The 19,465-nt window shown below is 59.9% G+C and carries 20 protein-coding genes; 8 read left to right on the top strand and 12 right to left on the bottom strand.

The annotated features are described in order from the left end of the window. Positions 1-3: 3 nt before the first annotated feature. Positions 4-1,077 carry a HoxN/HupN/NixA family nickel/cobalt transporter gene (locus P7F28_RS17545; protein ID WP_277185799.1) on the bottom strand — a complete coding sequence of 358 codons (1,074 nt, stop codon included), beginning with the start codon at positions 1,075-1,077 and terminating at the stop codon, positions 4-6. A 198-nt stretch (positions 1,078-1,275) separates the two neighbouring features. On the opposite strand from P7F28_RS17545, the gene P7F28_RS17540 reads away from it, so the two are divergent. The 6 genes from P7F28_RS17540 (at position 1,276) to P7F28_RS17515 (ending at position 6,225) form a co-directional block, all read left to right on the top strand. Further along, positions 1,276-2,271 (top strand): fatty acid desaturase, encoded by a 996-nt coding sequence (locus P7F28_RS17540; protein WP_277185797.1) that lies wholly within the window; start codon positions 1,276-1,278, stop codon positions 2,269-2,271. 8 nt (positions 2,272-2,279) lie between these two features. Then, positions 2,280-3,086 (top strand): phosphate/phosphite/phosphonate ABC transporter substrate-binding protein, encoded by an 807-nt coding sequence (locus tag P7F28_RS17535; protein WP_277185796.1) that lies wholly within the window; start codon positions 2,280-2,282, stop codon positions 3,084-3,086. An 83-nt stretch (positions 3,087-3,169) separates the two neighbouring features. Beyond that, a complete protein-coding gene (locus P7F28_RS17530; RefSeq protein ID WP_277185795.1) occupies positions 3,170-4,156 on the top strand; it encodes a luciferase-like monooxygenase in 987 nt (328 codons plus the stop codon). Positions 4,157-4,386: 230 nt separating this feature from the next. After that, a complete protein-coding gene (locus P7F28_RS17525; protein WP_277185794.1) occupies positions 4,387-4,638 on the top strand; it encodes a hypothetical protein in 252 nt (83 codons plus the stop codon). A gap of 429 nt (positions 4,639-5,067) precedes the next feature. Then, positions 5,068-5,388 (top strand): H-NS family nucleoid-associated regulatory protein, encoded by a 321-nt coding sequence (locus P7F28_RS17520; protein ID WP_277185793.1) that lies wholly within the window; start codon positions 5,068-5,070, stop codon positions 5,386-5,388. Positions 5,389-5,820: 432 nt separating this feature from the next. Further along, positions 5,821-6,225 (top strand): helix-turn-helix domain-containing protein, encoded by a 405-nt coding sequence (locus tag P7F28_RS17515; RefSeq protein ID WP_277185792.1) that lies wholly within the window; start codon positions 5,821-5,823, stop codon positions 6,223-6,225. 111 nt (positions 6,226-6,336) lie between these two features. Here P7F28_RS17515 and rhaS read toward each other — a convergent pair whose 3' ends face one another. From rhaS to P7F28_RS17485, 6 genes are read right to left on the bottom strand one after another with little or no spacing between them, the layout of a single operon-like run. Further along, positions 6,337-7,350, bottom strand: coding sequence for a rhamnose ABC transporter substrate-binding protein (gene rhaS, locus P7F28_RS17510; RefSeq protein WP_277185791.1), 1,014 nt, complete (start codon positions 7,348-7,350; stop codon positions 6,337-6,339). A 58-nt stretch (positions 7,351-7,408) separates the two neighbouring features. Further along, positions 7,409-8,413 (bottom strand): ABC transporter permease, encoded by a 1,005-nt coding sequence (locus tag P7F28_RS17505; RefSeq protein WP_277185790.1) that lies wholly within the window; start codon positions 8,411-8,413, stop codon positions 7,409-7,411. Then, the gene (locus tag P7F28_RS17500; protein WP_370467346.1) at positions 8,406-9,446 is read right to left on the bottom strand and encodes an ABC transporter permease; all 1,041 of its coding nucleotides are present in this window, start codon (positions 9,444-9,446) and stop codon (positions 8,406-8,408) included. The genes P7F28_RS17505 and P7F28_RS17500 overlap by 8 nt, the downstream gene beginning before the upstream one ends. Continuing rightward, positions 9,446-10,963, bottom strand: a complete 1,518-nt coding sequence (locus P7F28_RS17495; protein WP_277185788.1) for a sugar ABC transporter ATP-binding protein — start codon at positions 10,961-10,963, stop codon at positions 9,446-9,448. Before P7F28_RS17495 ends, P7F28_RS17500 begins: the two co-directional genes overlap by 1 nt. 16 nt (positions 10,964-10,979) lie before the next feature. Further along, entirely contained in the window at positions 10,980-11,870 is an 891-nt protein-coding gene (locus P7F28_RS17490) for an amidohydrolase (protein WP_277185787.1), read from the bottom strand. Between the two features lie 30 nt (positions 11,871-11,900). After that, positions 11,901-12,215 carry an L-rhamnose mutarotase gene (locus tag P7F28_RS17485; protein WP_277185786.1) on the bottom strand — a complete coding sequence of 105 codons (315 nt, stop codon included), beginning with the start codon at positions 12,213-12,215 and terminating at the stop codon, positions 11,901-11,903. A gap of 190 nt (positions 12,216-12,405) precedes the next feature. Between P7F28_RS17485 and P7F28_RS17480 the strand changes: the two genes are divergently transcribed. Next, on the top strand, positions 12,406-13,356 hold the full coding sequence (locus tag P7F28_RS17480) for a LysR family transcriptional regulator (protein ID WP_277185785.1): 951 nt from the start codon (positions 12,406-12,408) through the stop codon (positions 13,354-13,356). On the opposite strand, the gene P7F28_RS17475 is transcribed toward P7F28_RS17480, so the two are convergent. From P7F28_RS17475 to P7F28_RS17460, 4 genes are read right to left on the bottom strand one after another with little or no spacing between them, the layout of a single operon-like run. Next, the gene (locus tag P7F28_RS17475; protein ID WP_277185783.1) at positions 13,343-14,125 is read right to left on the bottom strand and encodes an SDR family NAD(P)-dependent oxidoreductase; all 783 of its coding nucleotides are present in this window, start codon (positions 14,123-14,125) and stop codon (positions 13,343-13,345) included. The two genes, P7F28_RS17480 and P7F28_RS17475, sit on opposite strands and share 14 nt — an antisense overlap. A 16-nt stretch (positions 14,126-14,141) precedes the next feature. Then, entirely contained in the window at positions 14,142-15,320 is a 1,179-nt protein-coding gene (rhmD, locus tag P7F28_RS17470; protein WP_277185782.1) for an L-rhamnonate dehydratase, read from the bottom strand. A 16-nt stretch (positions 15,321-15,336) separates the two neighbouring features. Next, complete coding sequence (locus P7F28_RS17465) at positions 15,337-16,656, bottom strand: MFS transporter (protein ID WP_277185781.1); 1,320 nt, start codon at positions 16,654-16,656, stop codon at positions 15,337-15,339. 30 nt (positions 16,657-16,686) lie between these two features. After that, entirely contained in the window at positions 16,687-17,448 is a 762-nt protein-coding gene (locus P7F28_RS17460) for an SDR family NAD(P)-dependent oxidoreductase (protein ID WP_277185779.1), read from the bottom strand. 211 nt (positions 17,449-17,659) lie between these two features. Between P7F28_RS17460 and P7F28_RS17455 the strand changes: the two genes are divergently transcribed. Next, positions 17,660-19,144 carry a Fic family protein gene (locus tag P7F28_RS17455; protein ID WP_277185778.1) on the top strand — a complete coding sequence of 495 codons (1,485 nt, stop codon included), beginning with the start codon at positions 17,660-17,662 and terminating at the stop codon, positions 19,142-19,144. Positions 19,145-19,200: 56 nt separating this feature from the next. On the opposite strand, the gene P7F28_RS17450 is transcribed toward P7F28_RS17455, so the two are convergent. Next, positions 19,201-19,383: a hypothetical protein gene (locus tag P7F28_RS17450; protein ID WP_277185777.1), complete on the bottom strand. Its 183-nt coding sequence runs from the start codon at positions 19,381-19,383 to the stop codon at positions 19,201-19,203. Positions 19,384-19,465: the final 82 nt, after the last annotated feature.

Genomic DNA, 19,465 nt, shown 5'->3' with positions numbered 1-19,465 from the left:
TCTTTATTGGGCGATGTTGCCGTCGAGTGCGTCGTAGCCGCGCCATTTATAGATGATCGCGGACAGCAGCCAACATCCGGCGAACAGTCCGACGATCGCGTAGCCGAGTGTGCCGAAGTGTTCGGACAGCATACCGACAGCGTCCCAGACACCGCCCTTCAGTTGCAGCCGGTCGGCAATCAGTCCGAGCGCTTCGATACCGCCAACCAGCACCGCGATCAGCACCGACACCAGCGTGACGGTCAGGTTGTAGTAGAGCTTGCGGATCGGCTTCATAAAGGCCCAGCCGTATGCGCCGACCATCAGCAGGCTATCGGCGGTATCGATCAGGGACATGCCGGCGGTGAACAGCACGGGGAACACGAGGATCGACCAGACCGGCAGACCGTGCGTCGCTTCGGCAGCGGCGATACCCATGAGGCCGATTTCAGTGGCCGTATCGAAACCGAGGCCGAACAGAAAGCCGAGCGGATACATATGCCAGCTCTTGCCGATCAACCGAAATAGCGGACGCGCCAGCCGCGCGATGGGCCCGCCGCCGGCCATCAGCAGATCGGCGTCTTCCTCGCGCCACGCCTCGCCACGCTTCACGCGATGGAACGCGCGCCACACGCCGCGAAGCACGAACAGGTTCATCGCGGCAATCGCAAATAGAAACAGCGCCGACACCGATGTGCCGATCAGCCCGCCAATCTCGCGGAACTGCGCGAATCGCCCTTGCACGGCGAGCGCGGTCGCCGCGATCAACGCGGTCGCGACCATCACGACCGTCGAATGCCCGAGCGAAAAGAAGAAGCCGACGCCCACGGGCCGCGCGCCCTGCTGCATCAGCTTGCGCGTGACGTTATCAATAGCGGCGATGTGATCGGCATCGACGGCATGACGCAGACCGAGCGAATACGCCAGCAAGGACGTGCCGAGCAGTAGCGGATGTTGCCGGAATGCAATCAACGCCCAGAGCCACGTCAGTAGATTGAACGCGACAAGCGCTCCGACCAATCGTGCCGATTTTTTCGGCAAGCGCCCGCCACCTTCGTTTTTGTTGTGATTCGAGCGGGATTCCAGAAGTCGGGACATGGGCGATATTTTCGAGATAAAACGAACGCCAAAGAATATCGTGCTTCGACCGCCCGCCAATAATTGCGCGCCTCCAATCGCAACACAGAGCCGGATGTCATAAGCATTTTCCTGTCGAATGAATACCTTAGGCCGATTGCTTGGTTTGGATGAAGCGCGCGCCGCTACGATGGCCCTTCACTCTTCATCCGATTCACCATGCCCCGCTATCTCGACGACGCCCAATTCCGCGACATCCAACGCCGCCGGGCGTCGTGGTGCTGGCGCAGCGAACGGCCGACGTGGCTGGTGATCGTGGCCATTTACGGCGGCTGGTTCGGCATCGCGATCAACGCGCGGGCGATCGGCCTGCCGATGGCGCTCGGGTTGCTGGCGCTGTTGTCGTGCTGGTACATGTCGCTGCAACACGAACTGCTGCACGGCCATCCGACGCGTTTTCCCTTGCTGAATATGCTGTTCGGCCTCGCGCCGCTGGCCGTGTGGTTTCCGTACGCGGTGTATCGCGAGTCGCATCTGCGCCATCACGACGATGCACATCTGACCGAGCCGGGCCGCGATCCGGAAAGCTATTTCGTCACCGCCGAGCAATGGGCGAACGCGGGCGTGGTGCTGCGCGCGGCGCTGGCGGCGCGCAATTCCTTCGTCGGGCGGCTGCTGATCGGGCCGTGGTTTTCCATCGCCGCGTCGTGGCGGGAAGCGGTGCAGGCGGTGGCGAATCGCGACTGGCAGATCGTATTGAGCTGGATCGTGCATGTGGCCATGCTGGTGGCGCTCGTGCTCTGGCTCGATGCGCGTTGCGGCATTTCCTGGCGCGCGTTCCTGTTCGGCGTCGGTTATCCGGCGCTGGCGCTGGCTTCCGTGCGATCGTTCCAGGAACATCGCGTCGCCGACGATGCACGCGAACGAACGGTCATCAACGAAGCGGGTTGGCTATGGCGCGTGCTGTTCCTCAACAATAATTACCACGCGGTCCACCACGATCTGCCGGGCGTGCCGTGGTTCGCGCTCGGCGAGGTGTATGCGGCGCGGCGCGCGGCGTATCGCGTGAGCAATGGCGGTTTTATCGTCGATGGATACGGCGAGTGGATGCGCCGCCATGCGTTCGCGCGCGCGGTGTCGCCGGTGCATTCGGCCGAGCGCGAAATCGACGTTGCGCCGGTCGGCACGCAATACGCCCCGATCCGCCGCACGTAAAATGCCTCATGCACTGGACCGCCGCCCTGCCGATGTACAACGTCGCGCCCGCGCTCGCCCGAGACTGGCGCGCGCTGCTCGATGACTTCCACACGCAATTGTTGCCGTGGCTCGCCGCGCGCGGCGACACGCTTTCCATCGTCGATACCGAGCCGGATCTGACTGCGTTCTGGCTGCGCGATGATCTGCTGCTCTCGCAGACGTGCGGCTATCCGCTGGTGCATGCGCTGGCGGGCCGGGTGAATCTCGTCGCCACGCCCCATTTCGATGCTCCCGGCTGCGAGACCGGCGCATATCGCAGCGTTTTGGTCGTCGGCTCGCACGTCGATGCCGAACCGCTTGCCGATTGCCGCGGCCTGCGCGCCGTCTACAACAGCGACGATTCCAACAGTGGCATGAATCTGCTGCGCCACGCCGTCGCTCCGCTCGCGCGCGACGGCCAATTCTTCGCATCGGTGCAGCGAAGCGGCGGGCATCTGGCCTCGCTGCGCGCGCTCGCCATCGACCGATCGGCGGATATCGCCGCCCTCGACTGCGTGACGTTTGCCTTCGTGCGCGACTATCTGCCGGAACTGGCGGCGGGCGTGCGCGAAATCGGCGTGACGGAGAGCACGGCGGCCTTGCCCTTCATCACCTCCAAAAACCTTCCCGCCGATGTGCTTTTTAAAGCACTCTCAGACGCGCTCGCCAGGGACGAACAGCGTGCGCGAAGGCTGCGGCTAAAGGGTCTGGTCGCGCGAACGCCCGCCGACTACGCTTCGATCCTCGACCTCGAAAACGAAGCGATCGAACGCGGCTATCCGCGCCTGGGCTGATCGAAGCAGACTTTCCGTGCTTTCGGCACAATCGGATCTTTACTTGCGTGACAGCACCACCGCAGCACGACCGGAACGCCGCAATGATCCCCTTCTCGCTACTCGACCTTTCCCCCATTCCGCTCGGCGCCACCGCCGCCGATGCCTTCGCCCATTCACTCGATCTCGCGCAACACGCCGAGCGCTGGGGATATCAGCGCTACTGGCTGGCGGAGCACCACAATATGACAGGCATCGCCAGTGCGGCGACGTCGGTGGTGATCGGCCATATCGCGGCCGGCACGAAGACGATTCGCGTCGGCTCGGGCGGCATCATGTTGCCGAACCACGCGCCGCTGGTGATCGCCGAACAGTTCGGCACGCTGGCCTCGCTGTTTCCGGGCCGCATCGATCTCGGATTAGGCCGCGCACCCGGCACCGATCAGACCACCGCCCGCGCGCTGCGACGCGATCTGCAAGGCAGCGCCGAATCCTTCCCGGACGATGTCGTCGAATTGCAGCGCTTTTTCGCCGATCCGGTCGCGGGCCAGCGCGTGCGCGCGGTGCCCGGCGCGGGTCTGCATGTGCCGATCTGGCTGCTCGGCTCGTCGCTGTTTTCGGCGCAACTGGCGGCGGCGCTCGGACTGCCGTTCGCTTTTGCATCCCACTTCGCGCCCGATTATCTGCTGACGGCGCTGGAGGTCTATCGCAAACAATTCCGCCCGTCCGCGAGCCTGCAAAAGCCTCACGCGATGGTCGGCGTCAATGTCTTCGCCGCCGATACCACCGACGAAGCGCTGTTCCTGTTCACCTCGTTGCAGCAGCAGTTCATCAATTTGCGACGCGGCACGCCCGGTCAACTGCCGCCGCCGGTCGAATCGATCGCGTGGACGGAGGCAGAACGCGCGGGCGTCGAGCATTCGCTGGCGTGCTCGGTCGTGGGCAATCGCGAGGAAGTCGAAGCCGGCCTGCGCTCGGTCATCGAACAGACTCAGGCGGACGAATTGATTGTGACCGCGCAGATTTTCGATCATCGCGCGCGCCTGCGATCGTTCGAAATCACCGCTCAGGCGCGCGACGCGATCGCTTGAATCGCTCAAGGCCCGCTCCTTGCTAAAACACTCCGCGCGCTGGACGCGCGGAGTTTTGGCAGGCAATAATGAAGTGCCGGAGCACGGCACGACACCACGCTTCGCGTCCGCCTTATCTCACCGACAGCCCTGCTGCCGCAAGCGACGAGCCTTCAGGCAAGCCCCTTCAGGCAAGCCATTTGCGCGGCGCTGCATCCAAACAACAATGACGTCGCAAGACGGGAGGACTCATGTCCACGCCGAGAAGCACCGCCACGGGAGCCATGACGCTCCTCACCGAATATGACGATGCAAGCGGTCAGGAAGTCCGCTCCCTGCGCCTGGAACCGGCTGCCGCCGGCAAGGCTGTACTGCTGATCGAAATCGATGAGCGCAAACCCGGCATTCACCGCGAAGTGCGTTATGAAATTACCCCGGCGGAACTGATTGCCGCGATTCGCGCGCATGGTGCGGAATTACCGGGAGAACAACATAACCGTTAAAATGATTTAATAGTTGGCGAAGGCAGCATACAATAGCAATCAGCGAGGTAATCGGCCGGTCGGCATGCGCATGAGAGACGCGCGGGCTCGGGCGGCGAGTGCATCGTTATCGGCGGTTCGTGGCTTCCTGGCGTGACTTCCCGCGCGCACTCCTGTCGTGCGTCCGTCGCGCCGATTCCCCGGTTGGATGAATGCCTGCAATCAGCGCATCGCGTGAACGTGCTTGAGTAATTAGGCGCGTGTCGTGAAGCAACGATTAGCAACGATTAATCGGCCATTGAGAGACACTGCGGTAAATACACTAATTGACGCGCAGCAAGTGCTGCGCCACGCTTCATAAAACACATCTATTCAAGTCTTCGAACCGCCCCGGTCCGCGCGGGGTATAGGTTCGTCTTCTGATAATCAAAAAGCTGAATCAGGAAAGCCGTGGACGAAAGAAAGCGAGACAGAATCATTGCGTATTTGCGCGCACGCATGGCCGAATTCGGCATTACGGAAAGCGCGCTGGCCGAGTCATTGGCGGAAGCGCCGGTGGTCAATCCGCCTCCCACATTCACTAAAACCAATGGCGCGCAAAAGCCCAGCAGGCCGATGCCGCAATTGCCCAAACTGACGCGATCCGCGGGTGAAATAGAACCCGTGTTCCGCAATGCCAGCGGCGATACGTGGGACGGCATGGGCGATATGCCCGAATGGCTCAAGCGCGCCGTACACGCCGGACAGGACATCGAGTTTTATCGCGTTTGACGCGATTTAAAGCCGCCTCATGCCGCCTCAAGCCGCTATCGACTTCGATACGGCGTGGTGTGCACGCGCGTGCCGGAACGGATCCGAGGCGCTCAAATCTGTTTAAGGGCATCGTGCTGACGCAAACGGCCGGGCATCCCTTTCCCTCCGGTTTCATGAAACGGACGTGCATGTTATTGCGGCGCACGCGGCAATAACAGGGATGCGCCTGCACGCCATGCGTGTGCATAGGAAATTCGCGGCCGTTTATCAAGCTCAAAAAAAATTCCGCGAGAGTTCCCCATCGCGGCTGAAAACGTTTATTGGTTGTTGGCGTTAGTTGATTGACGATAAGCAGTGCACGCGCGCCGGCTCGAAACGACCCACGATGACACGCTCACACGTTTAGCACGCCGGATCAAGTCTGCAGTCTCCATTCGACAGGGGGCACGCATGCTCTCACGTCCCGAGACATTGCCGAGCGTCATGCGGCGCATGACGGCGGGACGCATGCTGCTCGATGGCGAATCGGTCGAGCGCGTGGCCGAGCAATTGCATCTGTCGGTGCAGACGGTGCGGCGCTACAAGGCAATCGTGAACGAAGGCGGACTCGAAGCGCTCGCGAAAATGGGCGTGGGCGGGCGCACGTCGGCGCTCGATCGTGAGGCGCTCGAATGGATCGCGAAGGCCTTGCAGGAATCAGCGCGAAAACACGGCTTCGAGAGCGACGCGTGGACCAATGCGCGATTGCGCGAAGTGATCGAACGGCAGTTCGGCGTGCGTTATTCGCGGGTTTATGTCTGGCAGATTGCGACGAATCTGGGACTGGGGCATTTGCTGTCGAAGTCTCGACGTTAATATTTCGTATGTCGAATCAATTTTTGATGGACTCGAGTGCGGTGTTCCCAAGCAACAAAAAAGCGGAGCGCCCTCACGGACGTTCCGCTTTCCTCTCAGGCCCTGCTTGCCTCAAAAATTGAAGTTATCGATATTCGACGAGTCGAACGTAGTCGGCGGTCCGAGAATCACTTCTCCGCTCTTGCCGACCGTACGCTTGCCGAGTTTCCCTGCATCGAAGGTATCGCCTTCTTTGCCGGTGATGGTGCCCGACGCTAGATTCGCTGCCGCATAGGCCGCGAGATAGCCCAACTGACCCGGATCCCAAAGCTGGAACGCCTTGACCGTGCCGTTCTTCACGAACGCGCGCATCTGATTCGGCGTGCCCAGCCCCGTCACCACGACCTTACCCTTGGCCGGCGAGCTCTGGATATATCGCGCAGCGGCGGCAATACCGACCGTCGTCGGCGCGATGATGCCCTTGAGGTTCGGATACGCCTGCAACAAACCTTGCGTCTCGACGAACGACTTCTGATCGTCGTCGTTGCCGTACGCGATCTTTACGAGCTTGAGCTTCGAATACTCCGGCTTCTTAAGCTCATCCTGCATGAACTTGATCCACGTATTCTGATTCGTCGCATTAGGCGTGGCCGACAGAATCGCAAACTCGCCTTCGCCGCCAACGAGTTTCGACAACAATTGAATCTGCCCGCGTCCGATTGCTTCGGACTCCGCTTGATTGACGAAAATCTGCCGGCCATCGGGCGCGGTGTCGGAATCGAAGGTCACCACTTTGATGCCTTGCGACATCGCTTTCTTCAGATACGGCACGACCGCGTTCGCATCGTTCGCGGCGATTACGATGGCGTTCTGCCGCTGCGTGATGAGCGTGTTGATATAACTCACTTGCGAGGACGCGCCCGCATCCGATGGCCCAACGACCTTGCCCTCGCCCTTCATCTCCTTGATCGCGGCCAGACCGCCATCGTCGGCAATCACCTCGTACGGATTGTTGATCTGTTTCGGCAGGAAGGCGATTTTCAGGCCGCTCTTTACATCCGCCGCGCTCGCGGTCAGCGCGATTGTCGCGGCGAGAAATGCCGATGCCAGTAGCGGCGCGCGCATTAAACGATAGGTTCTCTTCATGTCGGAAAGTCTCCTGTTTTGCGCAGGTTTGCGCTGATTTTCAACTACGCCATACGCTTCAAATGGTTTGCGTCATCAGCCGCTTTTCGCGCGCCGCCCGCCAGCGCGCGACGAGATTCGGGATCAGCACCGACGACAACAACAGCGCGCCGGTCACGATCGTCAGCGTTTCGCTCGATACATCGGCCAGCGTCAACGCATTGCGCAACACGCCGATGATGAGCAGCGACAGCAGCACGCCGATCATCGAACCGCGTCCGCCAAAAATACTCACGCCGCCGAACAGCACCGCCGCAATCACCGATAGTTCGAACCCCTCACCATTGTCGCCACGCGCGCTCGTGAAGCGCAGCGTATAGACGATGCCCGCGAGCGCGGCCATCGCGCCGGACATCATGAATAGTTTGATCTTCGTACGCGATACCTCGATGCCCGAAAATTGCGCCGCAGTCGGATTCGCGCCGATAGCAAACAGGCTGCGGCCGAACGGTGTCGCTTGCAGCAAGACAGTGAAAATAATCGCGCCGGCAATGACTAAGACGAAGGGCATCGGCAAGAAGGAATCGCCGACCGTGTTGATACCGAACGCCGTATACGAAGCGGGAAAATCCGCGATAGCCTGATCGCCGAGCAACACGTAAGCGAGACCGCGAAACAGCGCCAAGGTGCCGATCGTCACCGCAAGCGAAGGCAAGCCGAATCGCACGATCACAAGTCCGTTGAGTAAGCCCGCAAGCGTGCCGAACATCAATACGAGCACGAGAACAAGCGGCATCGGCAGGCCCATATGCCAAAGCACGCCCATCAACGCACTCGATGCACCCAGCACAGACGCCACCGACAAATCGATTTCCGCCGCCACGATAATCAGCGTCATCGGCAACGCGATCAATGCGATCTCGGTGAAATCCGCAAGCATGTTGGACACATTCGCCGCCGATAAAAACAACGGCGACAACACGCGCCCGCCGAGCAATGACACCACGAGCACGATCACGAGCATCGCTTCCCATTGCAGATGGCGGCGCTTCGAAGTTGAGAGTGCGGAATCCGGTTTAGCCATGATCGCGTTTCCTCATCATGCGGCGCGCGACGGAACGCGCGAGCAGCGTATCGAGCGTGATCGCGGCGACGATCAACGCACCTTGAATGGCCTGTTGCCAGAACGGCGACACGCGCAATACCACCAATGCAATGTTGATCACGCCGAGCACCAGCGCGCCGAGCGTCGCGCCTGCAACGGTGCCGATGCCGCCCGTAATCGCGACACTGCCGACCACCGCCGCCGCGACCACTTGCAACTCGATGCCCTTGGCCGTACTGGCATCTACCGTGCCGAAACGTGCAAGCCATAACACGCCGGCCAAGCCCGCAATCGCGCCGGACAGCAGAAAGCCGATCATCACGCGACGATCCACGCGTATGCCCGCAAGCCGCGCCGCTTCGGGATTCGAGCCGATTGCATAATGCTCGCGCCCGCCGCGATACTGCTTCAGATACACCGATAACGCGATCAACACGACCAGCGCGATCAGCACGAGATTCGGCACGCCCAGGAGAGAACCGGTGGCGATGGACGCGAAAGCATCGGGCAAACTCGTTGCGTTGATCTGCCCACCGTGGACCCACGCATAATCGGCACCCCGAACGATATACAAAGTCGATAAGGTCGCCACCAGCGAAGGCACACGTCCGAACGTGACAAGCGCGCCGTTCACCGCGCCGATCGCAAAGCCGATGCCGATACCCGCGAGCATCGCGACGATCACCGGCATATGCGGAAACATCACGAAAAGACTGCCGACCGCATACGCGCTTACACCGACGACAGACGCCACGGAAAGATCGATATGCCGCATCAGCATCACGACCGTCATGCCCGCCGTCAGCAAGCCGATAATCGACACATTGAGCAATACGTCCCGCAGATTCTGCAAATTCAGAAAGTCGGGCTTGGCCGCCGCCGTCGCGCCGATCAACACCAGCAGCACGATGAACAAGGTCAGTTCACGGCTCTTTGCGATGGTCACCGCAAGACCTTCGCGCTTGGTTTCGGTCGCTTGCATCGCGGGTAGAGAAGGAGAATGTCGAGTCATCATGCTGCACGTCCTAGTGTGCCGAGTGTTTGCGATGTGCCCAGCGCCGCGCCCATCACCCGTTCCTCGTTCGCATCCGCGCGGGCGATATCCGCGCTGATACGGCCCTCGTGCATCACCAGCACGCGGTCCGCCATGCCGAGCACTTCGGGCAGTTCGCTCGAAATCATTAGTACTGCCATGCCATCTTTCACGAGTTCCGCCAATGTGCGGTACACCTCCGCCTTCGCACCCACGTCGATACCCCGCGTTGGTTCATCGATCATCAGCACCTTCGGGTTCGTGGCCAGCCATTTGCCGAGCACGACCTTCTGCTGATTGCCGCCCGAAAGCGTGCCAACGGGCGCGTCGAGATCGCTGGCTTTGAGGCGCAGGCGTTGGCCCCAGTCGGACGCCAGCGTCGATTCGCTGCGTGCTGAAATAAGACCGTGGCGCATCAATCGACCGAGCACGGTCAGCGATGCATTACGCGCGATGCTTAATTCAAGGGCCAATCCTTGCGCGCGGCGATCTTCAGGCACAAGGGCAAGACCCGAGCGTACCGCAGCGCCCGGCGAACCCAATGCGAGCTTCTTGCCCGCGATCTTCACTTCGCCTCCCTCCACCTGATCGATGCCGAAGATCGCGCGCGCCACTTCACTGCGTCCCGCGCCGACAAGCCCCGCAAGCGCGACGATCTCGCCTGCGCGCACATCGAAGGAAATGTTCTTGAATACGCCTTCGCGCGTGAGATTGCGCACCGAAAGACGCACGTCACCGGGCACGACGTCGGCCTTCGGATAGAACGTGTCGAGATCGCGGCCGACCATCTTGCTGACGATTGCATCGATGGTCATGTCTTGCGTGAGCGCGTCATACACCTTCATACCGTCGCGCATGATCGTCATGCGTTGCGTGAGCGCGAAGACTTCATCGAGCCGATGCGTGATGAAGAGAATCGCGACATCGCGTTCGCGCAGGCCGCGCACGATGGTGAATAATCGCTCGACTTCGGGCAAGGACAAAGCCGCAGTCGGTTCGTCCATGATGAGCACGTTTGCATCGAGCGAAAGCGCTTTGGCAATCTCAACCACTTGCTGATCCGCAATCGACAAACCACGCACCAAACGTTGCGCACGCAGATTCACACCGAGCGACGACAACAACGCATCCACTTCACGATGCATCGCGTCATATCGAATACGGCCGAAGCGATCGCGCGGCTGACGTCCCATATAAATGTTCTCCGCGATCGACAGGTCCGCGAACAAGGTCGGTTCCTGATAAATCACGGCAAGTCCCGCATCACGTGCTTCGGCGGGATTGGCAAACGTGCGCGCGGCGCCATCGACCAATAAGTCGCCTGTATCCGGCTGATACACGCCCGCAAGCAGTTTCACCAATGTCGATTTGCCTGCGCCGTTTTCACCGAGCAACGCATGCACTTCACCGGGAAAAAGTTGCAGGCTGCCGTCGCCCAGCGCGCGCACGCGGCCGAACGATTTGCTCGCATGCCTGAGTTCCAGTCGTGGCGTCATGCTTTCGTGCCTCCGTTCAAATGCGATAGATTCGCTCAGCATTCCGTATGAATAGCGCGTCGCGCTCGCTATCGCTTACATCGCCGACGATGCGTGCGTACGCGTTCCACAACGCCGTGTAGGTGCCGAACAATCGATCGACCGGAAAGTTCGATGCAAACATCGCGCGCTCGCAGCCGAAGGTATCGATGGTTTCGAGCACGTAAGGACGCAGGCTTTCGATGGTCCACTTGTGATCGAACATCGCGAAGCCGCTGAGTTTGACGGCCACGTTCGGACACGCCGCCAGCGCACGCATACCCTCACGCCACGCGCGATATCCCTGTGGCGTATTGCGGTCCACGAACATGCCCGCGTGATTCACAATGAACTGCGTATCCGCATGCTCACGTGCGAGAAGCGCGGCCTCTTCCATCTGCGACGGATACAGTTGCAAGTCGAATGACATATCGAATTGCTTCAGCAATCCGAAATTCTTTCGCCATTGCGCCTCGCGCATATAGTGCCGACCGACGTAATCGTAGAGCTTGTTGTCATGCACATTGAGAATCTGGCGAATGCCGCGCGTGTTCGCAAAGAACGCATGCGCCTCGAGCACTTGCTCCGCGTTATCTGCCGATAAATCCGCGCCCGCAACAATCGCGTTCGGCATGCCGCGCCCTTCGCCGTCGGCAATCGATTGCAGCCAGCGCGTTTCTTCGATGGGATCGGCGGGATCGTGATTCGCATCGACGTGAACGATCTTCAATACTTCGATATCCTGTGTATCTCGCAACAGGTCTTGCAGAAGATAATCGTGCTTCAGATCCCGTGCATCGCCGACAAAAGATGTCTGCGGATTCGCGAGCCACGGGTAATGATGCGTGGACAGATCCCACAGGTGAATATGCGGATCGACGACCTGCATGGTGCGCTCCTCGCGATTGAGGCGAACGTTTCAGGGAAGATGAAAGACCTGCGCGAGCGGCACCGCCACCGGCGCGTTATCCGCGTGCGTTTCCATCAGTTCGGCCATGTAATCCCACCATTTGCGCATGATGGGCAAGTTCGGCAATGCGTCGGTCGTATGCGCTGGCGTACGCGAATAGATGGCGAACAGATAGCCGTTCGCTTCGTCGAGAAAGATGCGGTAGTCGCGAATGCCGGCATCGCTCAATGCGTGCGCCAGTTCCGGCCAAATCTCGCGATGACGCCTTTCGTATTCCTCGCGCATGCCCGCTTTGAGGGTCATGCGGAATGCCACTGTCTCCATGGCGGACCGCCTTATTGTGTTTGGTGAACCTTGTGCGCTTCGAATCCAAACTCTGGGACTGCACGAAACGTGGCGCGTTGTGCTGCGACTATAATTCGCCGACCGATAACACGACAATCCGAATGTTGGATTGGTCGATCGCAAAAGCGTATCGGCAGATGTGTTGCACACTCTTTCTGCGCTGCATCAAATGAACCATCAAAACGCCTCTCAGATCGCGCTGGTCAATCGGCTCAAGTTCAAGCATCTCGCGCTGCTTGTCGCACTCGATGATGCACGCAATCTTCATCAGGCCGCCGATACCATCAACGTCGCGCAGCCCAGTGCAAGCCGTATGCTCGCCGATATCGAAGAAGCGTTCGGCTTTCTGCTATTCGAACGCAATGCGCGCGGCATGCAACCCACTTCGCTCGGCACCGCCGCGCTCGCCTACGCGCGCCGCTCGCTCGCGGACCTCACGCGCTTCGCCGACGATCTCGACAACAAACGTCGCGGTGGCCACGGACAACTCACGGTCGGCGCAATCATGGGCGCCGCGCCCGATATGCTGGCAATGGCCGTCACCGAACTCAAATCCGAGCGTCCGTTGCTCAACGTGCGCATTCTCGGCGAAACCAGCGATCAGGTCGTGCAATTGCTGCATCGCCGCGAAGTCGATCTGGCGCTCGGCCGTCTCACCACGCCCTTACAGCACAACGACTTCGATTTCGAACCGCTTTCGCGCGAAGCGATGCGCCTGGTCGTGCGCGCAAAACATCCGCTCGCATCCAAAAACGCGCTCGCGCTCGATATGCTCGTGAGCTGGCCGTGGATTCTTCAGCCGATCACCAGTCCGGCGCGCGGTCTCTTCGAAGAGGAACTCGCGCGCGCAGGATTGACGACGCCTGCCGATATCGTCGAATGCGCGTCGATCTTTGCGACCTTGCAACTGCTTCAAAACAGCGATGCCGTGGCGATGCTGCCTGAGTCCGTTGTGCGCGATTATCTGCGCGCGCATTTGCTCGCTGAATTGCCGATCGAAATCGGCAAGAGTCTGTCGGGCTTCGGACTTCTGCGGCGCAAGTTCGAAACGCTGAGCGAGCCGGCCGAATACTTCATCGCGCTGTTACGCAAATATTCAACTGTCCTTACTGAAGGTTGACGAACAGACCGCCATCGACCAATAAGGATGCGCCCGTCACATAACGCGCGCGGTCTGACGCAAGAAACACCACGCATTGCGCGACGTCGTCGGGTTCGCCCAAACGGCCTAGCGGAATGCGCTTTTCCATATAAGCGCGCTTTTCTTTATCCGATAAATCGTCCGCGTTCAGGTCGGTGGCAATAGTGCCCGGCATCACCGAATTACATCGGATTCCGTACGGTCCTAGTGCAATCGCGCACGACTGCATCAACGAATGCACGCCTGCTTTGGTCGGCGTGTAATGCGTCTGCATGCCGCCGCCAACGAGCGCGCTGATCGAACTCGTTGCGATGATTGCGCCGCCCGTGCCCTGCGTTTTCATCTGATTCGCAGCGGCTTGTGTGACATAGAACGCGCCGTTGAGATTGACCGCGACCGTCGTTTCATAGACCGATGGCGGCATATCCAGAAACGCGTGAAACGGACAAATGCCCGCGTTACTCGACAACACATCGACGTGGCCGAACGCTTCCACCGCGCGCCCGATCAGTTCGATGCCCGTCGCGTGTTCCGCGACATTGCCTTCGACCGCGATCGCGCGGCGGCCCAGCTTCTCGATCTCCGCGACGATCGAATCCACCGCCGATGCCTTGCCATACGACTTGTCGTTATCGCGCCAGTAATTGATCGCGACATCCGCGCCTTCGCGCGCACTCGCCAACGCAATCGCCCGTCCGATACCGCGCGATCCGCCCGTTACCACGACGACTTTATTCTCTAGCAGCATGTTGGACGACACCTCTTCAGTGTGTGTAAGGCCGCGTCAACGCGCACTCAGGATTGAGCCGCACGCCGAAGCCCGGCGTTTCCGGCACCTTCATGCGGCCATTCACCGGCACGGGTTCATCGAGCAGCAAGGGCGTGAACATCGGCACGACCTGATCGGCTTGCGGAGCCATCATCAAAAATTCGGCGAATGGCGAGTTGTGACGCGTGACCACGAAATGATAGCTATACACCGACGAACCATGCGGCACGACCAGCACGTTATGCGCATCCGCAAGCGCCGAAATCTTGATGAGTTCCGTGATGCCGCCACACCAGCCCACATCCGGCTGCACGAGATCCGCGCAGCCCATTTCGAACAGCATGCGAAAACCCCAGCGCGTGGCTTCGTGCTCGCCGGTGGTCACCATCATGCCGCGCGGCACGGAACGGCGCAGTTCTGCATAACCCCAATAATCGTCGGGCGGCAGCGCTTCCTCGATCCACTTCAGACCGTGTTCGTGCGCGGCCGTTGCAAGGCGTTTCGCGTAGTTGAGATCGAGGCTCATCCAGCAGTCGAACATCAGCCAGAAATCATCGCCCACTTTCGAGCGCATATCCGCGAGCTTGGCGATGTTCTTCGCCAGCCCTTCTTCGCCTTCAGCGGGTCCATGTTGCAACGGCATTTTCCCGCCGATAAAACCCATCTGCTTCGCAAGATCAGGACGCGCGCCGGTCGCATAGAACTGCAACTCATCGCGTACAGGTCCGCCGAGCAGTTGAAATACGGGTTCCTTGCGCACTTTCGCGAGCAAATCCCACAGCGCCAGATCGACGCCCGATATCGCGTTCAGCACAATGCCCTTGCGCCCGTAGTAAAGCGTGGCGTTGAACATCTGATCCCACATCTTTTCGATATCGGTTACGCGCTGGCCTTCGAGGAATCGCGCCAGATGTTTCTCGACGATAAACGCGCCAATTTCCCCGCCCGTCGTCACCGCGAAACCGACGGTGCCATCGCTCGCTTCGATCTCGACGACCAGCGAGCCGAGCACATTCAGCCCGAACGACTGCCGGCTTTTTCGATATTCAGGATAACGAGCCATCGGCGTGGCGATGTGATCGTCGATCCAGTGATCGGCGCCCTGATCGTGATAATCGGCGCCGCCGCCGCGAACGGTGAAGGCGCGCACTTGCTTGATGGTCGGCATGGACATTTTTGTCTCCTTCGGATCAGGATGCGTTGGCGGTGTCGCCACTCGGAACAGGTTCGCGCTCGGGCACACGCACCAGCGCAACGATCACCAGCGCCGCCAGCACGCTCGCGCCGGCCAGCACCATCAATCCGGCGCTCGCGGAATGGAACGCGGCTTCGGCGGCGGTGCGGGCCATCGGCGCAAAAAATCCGCCGAGTCCGCCAAGCGAATTGATCAGCGCGATGCCCGCAGCCGCAGCTGCGCCTGTGAGATAGCGCGTCGGAAAGGTCCAGAACAGCGGCTGCGCGGCGATGAAACCGCTTGCGGCGCAACACAGTGCGATCAGCGAGATAAACGGTATCGTCGATAAACCCGATATGGCGATGGCCACGCCCGACATCGTCAGCAAAGCCACCGCGCACACGCGATGCTTGCCCGTGCGATCCGCATAACGCGGCACGAGCCACGTCACGATCACCGCGACGACCCACGGCAGCGCCGTCACCACGCCGACGCGAAAGCCGACCTTGGTGCCGAGCAGCGCGGCCACTTGCTGCGGCAGATAAAACACCACGCCGTAGACGGCGGCCTGAATCAGAAAATACACGCAGCAGAGCACGACCACGCGTGGATCGACCAGGGCGGCGAGCACGCTGCGCGGACCGTGCGTGGATGCGTGGCGCGCGTCATCGGAAAGACGCGAAACGAGGTATGCGCGTTGATCCTGAGAGAGCCAGCGGGCTTTCGCGGGGTCATCGTCGAGATACCAGAATGCCCACACGCCGACGATGGACGCCAGCAAACCTTCGACCAAAAACAGCCATTGCCATCCCTTCAACCCGAACGCGCCGTGCAAATCCAGCAGCAAGCCCGACAGCGGCGCACCGAAGATAAACGCGAGCGGCGCGCCGAAGTAAAACACGCCAAGCGCCCGCGCACGCGAGGACTGCGGAAACCAGCGCGTCAGGTAATAGACGATGCCCGGAAAGAATCCCGCCTCCGCCACGCCGAGCAAAAAGCGCAGCACATAGAACGTGGTGGCCGAATGCGCCATCGACATCGCTGCCGATACGATGCCCCACGTCACCATGATCCGGCACATCCACAACTTCGCGCCCACGCGATGCAGCAACAAATTACTTGGCACTTCGAAGATTGCATAGCCGATGAAAAACACGCCCGCGCCGAACGCGAACGCGGCGTTGCTCAAGCCTGTGTCCTGCTGTAAGGCCTTTTGCGCAAAGCCGATATTCGCGCGATCCAGAAACGCGAGCACATACATCAGCAAGAGAAAAGGCAGCAGACGCCGCATCACGCGCGACGTGACAGCGCCTTCCGCCTGTGCGGAATCGTTCATAGTTTGGCCTCCGAACAAACGAAGAACGGCTCAGTAAGTTGCGCGGCCGCCCGACAGATCGAACACCGAACCCGTGCTGAACGCGCAGTCCTCGGACGAGAGCCACAAAATGAGCGATGCGGCTTCCTGCGGCATCAGAAAGCGGTTCATCGGAATCTTGGAGAGCATGTAGTCGATGTGCTGTTGCGACATCGAATCGAAGATTTCGGTTTTGGCGGCGGCGGGCGTGACCGCGTTGACGAGAATGCCCTTGCCCGCGAGTTCCTTGCCAAGCGATTTCGTCAGCCCGATCAACCCGGCTTTCGATGCGCTGTAGTGCGAAGCATTCGGATTGCCTTCCTTGCCCGCAATCGACGCCACGTTGACGATGCGCCCATAGCCCGACTTGAGCATATGCGGCACCACGGCGCGGCATGTGAGATACGGCCCGATCAGATTGACGTCGATCACGCGCCGCCAGACATCGGGCGCGAGTTCCCAGGTGGTGCCGTTGCCGCCAGTGATGCCGGCGTTATTCACGAGCACATCGATCTTGCCGTGCGCGGCGAGCGCTTTTTGCACGGCGGCTTCGACGGACGCTTCTTCGGTCAGTTCGACGACCGAATCGCTGACGATGTTTTCCTTGTAGGCCGACTTGAGTTCGGCGCTGGTGCGCGCGAGGCGGTCGCCATCGACATCCCAGAGCGCGACGTTCGCGCCCGACTGCAAGGCCCGCTCCGCTACCGCCAGCCCGATACCGCGTGCGCCGCCTGTGACCACCACCGTGCGTCCCGCCAGATCGATACGGTTCATGCTCGTCGTCTCCTTTCTTTCGTTGTATGGGGCGTGCCGTGAGAGGCACTATAGTCCCGCGCCAATAGCGCAACAATTCGAAAGGGCGATCGTTCGATAGCGAAAGTGGATCGGTGGAATGACTTGCTCGGCGTTCGGTAACAATTTTTCGATGAAGAAGCCAAAAACAAGCGTAAAGTTAAGAAATCTCGATAAAAGTTAAGAAATCTCGATGATTCCAGTCGGCTACGCACGTCTAATCGCCATCGGCGAACTTGCTGTTACGCCGCCCAAGAAACTGGCGTATATCAGTTCGTCCGTAAATCGGCGGATCGACACGGACAATCAAATGTTGTTTCCAGCCAGCGTCGCTTTCGACGATACACCGGTCGGCCATCTGGAATTCGCGTTACGCCATGAAGGCGTGAACCTCGAAATCATCGATGCGGCGTTCGAGCATATCGAACCGAGCGAACTGATCGAAAGGATCAGGGCAACGCCGACGGGAGAACACATTCGTCGCGCCTGCTTCCTTTGGGAATGGTTGACAGGCAAAGAACTCGATACACCAGCACTGGATCGCGGTGGCTATGTTGACTTGTTTCCTAACGACATCTACTACACCGCGCCGGAACCGATTCGTGCTCCGAAGTATCGGGTGAGAAACAACGCACTCGGCGCGCCGTACTTCTGCCCGACCGTCAGCCGCGCCGCCATTCCCGACAAGCCTCCGCTCTCCGACCTGCTCCGCGAAGCGCAAAGCACGCTCGACGCGATGGACAATCCCGAGCTTTATCGACGCGCGCTGGACTTTCTTTACCTGTCCGAAACGCGCGGGAGTTACGCGATCGAGTCGGAAACACCGAGTTCGGACAAACAGGCTCGCTTCGTTCATTTGCTCAAACGCGCAGGCGAACTTGCCGAGGTCAACGAGGAATGGCTGGTTCAATTGCAGAACGTGATTGTCCGCGATGTCTTCAGCCAGGAAGCGTCATATCGAACGCGGCAGAACTGGCTCGAAAATGCGACGGGCCGCATCGACTTCTTTCCCGCGCCGATCGACGATCTGCGGCGCGTGATGGAGGACTGGGAGGGTTTCGTCAACGACCAGAAGCGCTGTCCGGACGTGCTGGTGAAGGCGGCATGCTCGGCGTTCGGCTTCGTCTACTTGCACCCGTTTTTCGATGGGAACGGCCGTCTGCATCGTTTTCTTATTCAGCATGCGTTGGCGCGTTCGGGCTTGATGGGACCGGAGACGGTGATTCCGGTCTCCGCCGTCATCGAGAAGAACATTCCGGCTTATCACGCCGTGTTGACGGCGTTCTCGCGCCCGGTGACGCAATTGTGGAATTACCGCAGGACTGACGCCGATCCATACGTTCTGCATGCGCCGGGCAGTCGCGCGTATCGCTTCTTCAATGCGGATCGCGAAGTAGCGTTTCTGTACGAGATGATCAAGCGGGCGGTGCGCGAAGAAATTCCGAGCGAACTGGCATGGCTTCGGGGCTATGACCTTGCGTTCAGCGCCTTGAATGACGAGTTCGATATTCCGCGCAAGGACTTGTCCGCGCTGATACGCATGACGCAATCGAATAAAGGCGTCCTGTCGGCACATCGCCGCAAGCAGTACTCGCATATCCCGGCGCAAGTGATGGATCGGATCGAAGAAGTGGTTCGCCAATCCTTCGCCGCAAGCCGAGATGTGGGCACAAATTAAAAAATCTCGATAAAACCTGCCGGAACATCGAGAAAATAACGAAATCTCGAGAAAAGTTAAGAAATCTCGAGTCCGCGCGGCTGACCAGCCGATCCCGAACCAACCTGATCCTTAGCGCATAACGGCGCACAATCCTGCCGGACCACGACCGTATCCCGAAAATGCCGGTCCGCGAACACCGCGAACGCGAACAAAGCTGCGATCCCCACCGGTCCGATCAAAAGAATTGCGAGAAACATAAAACGCTCCTGCAAACACAACGCCGCAGTATAAAAGTGCTTCTTCCGCCAATTAAGCGCCTACATCACAAAACTCCGTTCA

This window comes from Caballeronia sp. BR00000012568055 (genome assembly GCF_029439455.1).
GTDB lineage: Bacteria > Pseudomonadota > Gammaproteobacteria > Burkholderiales > Burkholderiaceae > Caballeronia.
Note: the sequence above shows the minus strand (reverse complement) of the source record. Positions and strands in the feature narration are given on the sequence as shown.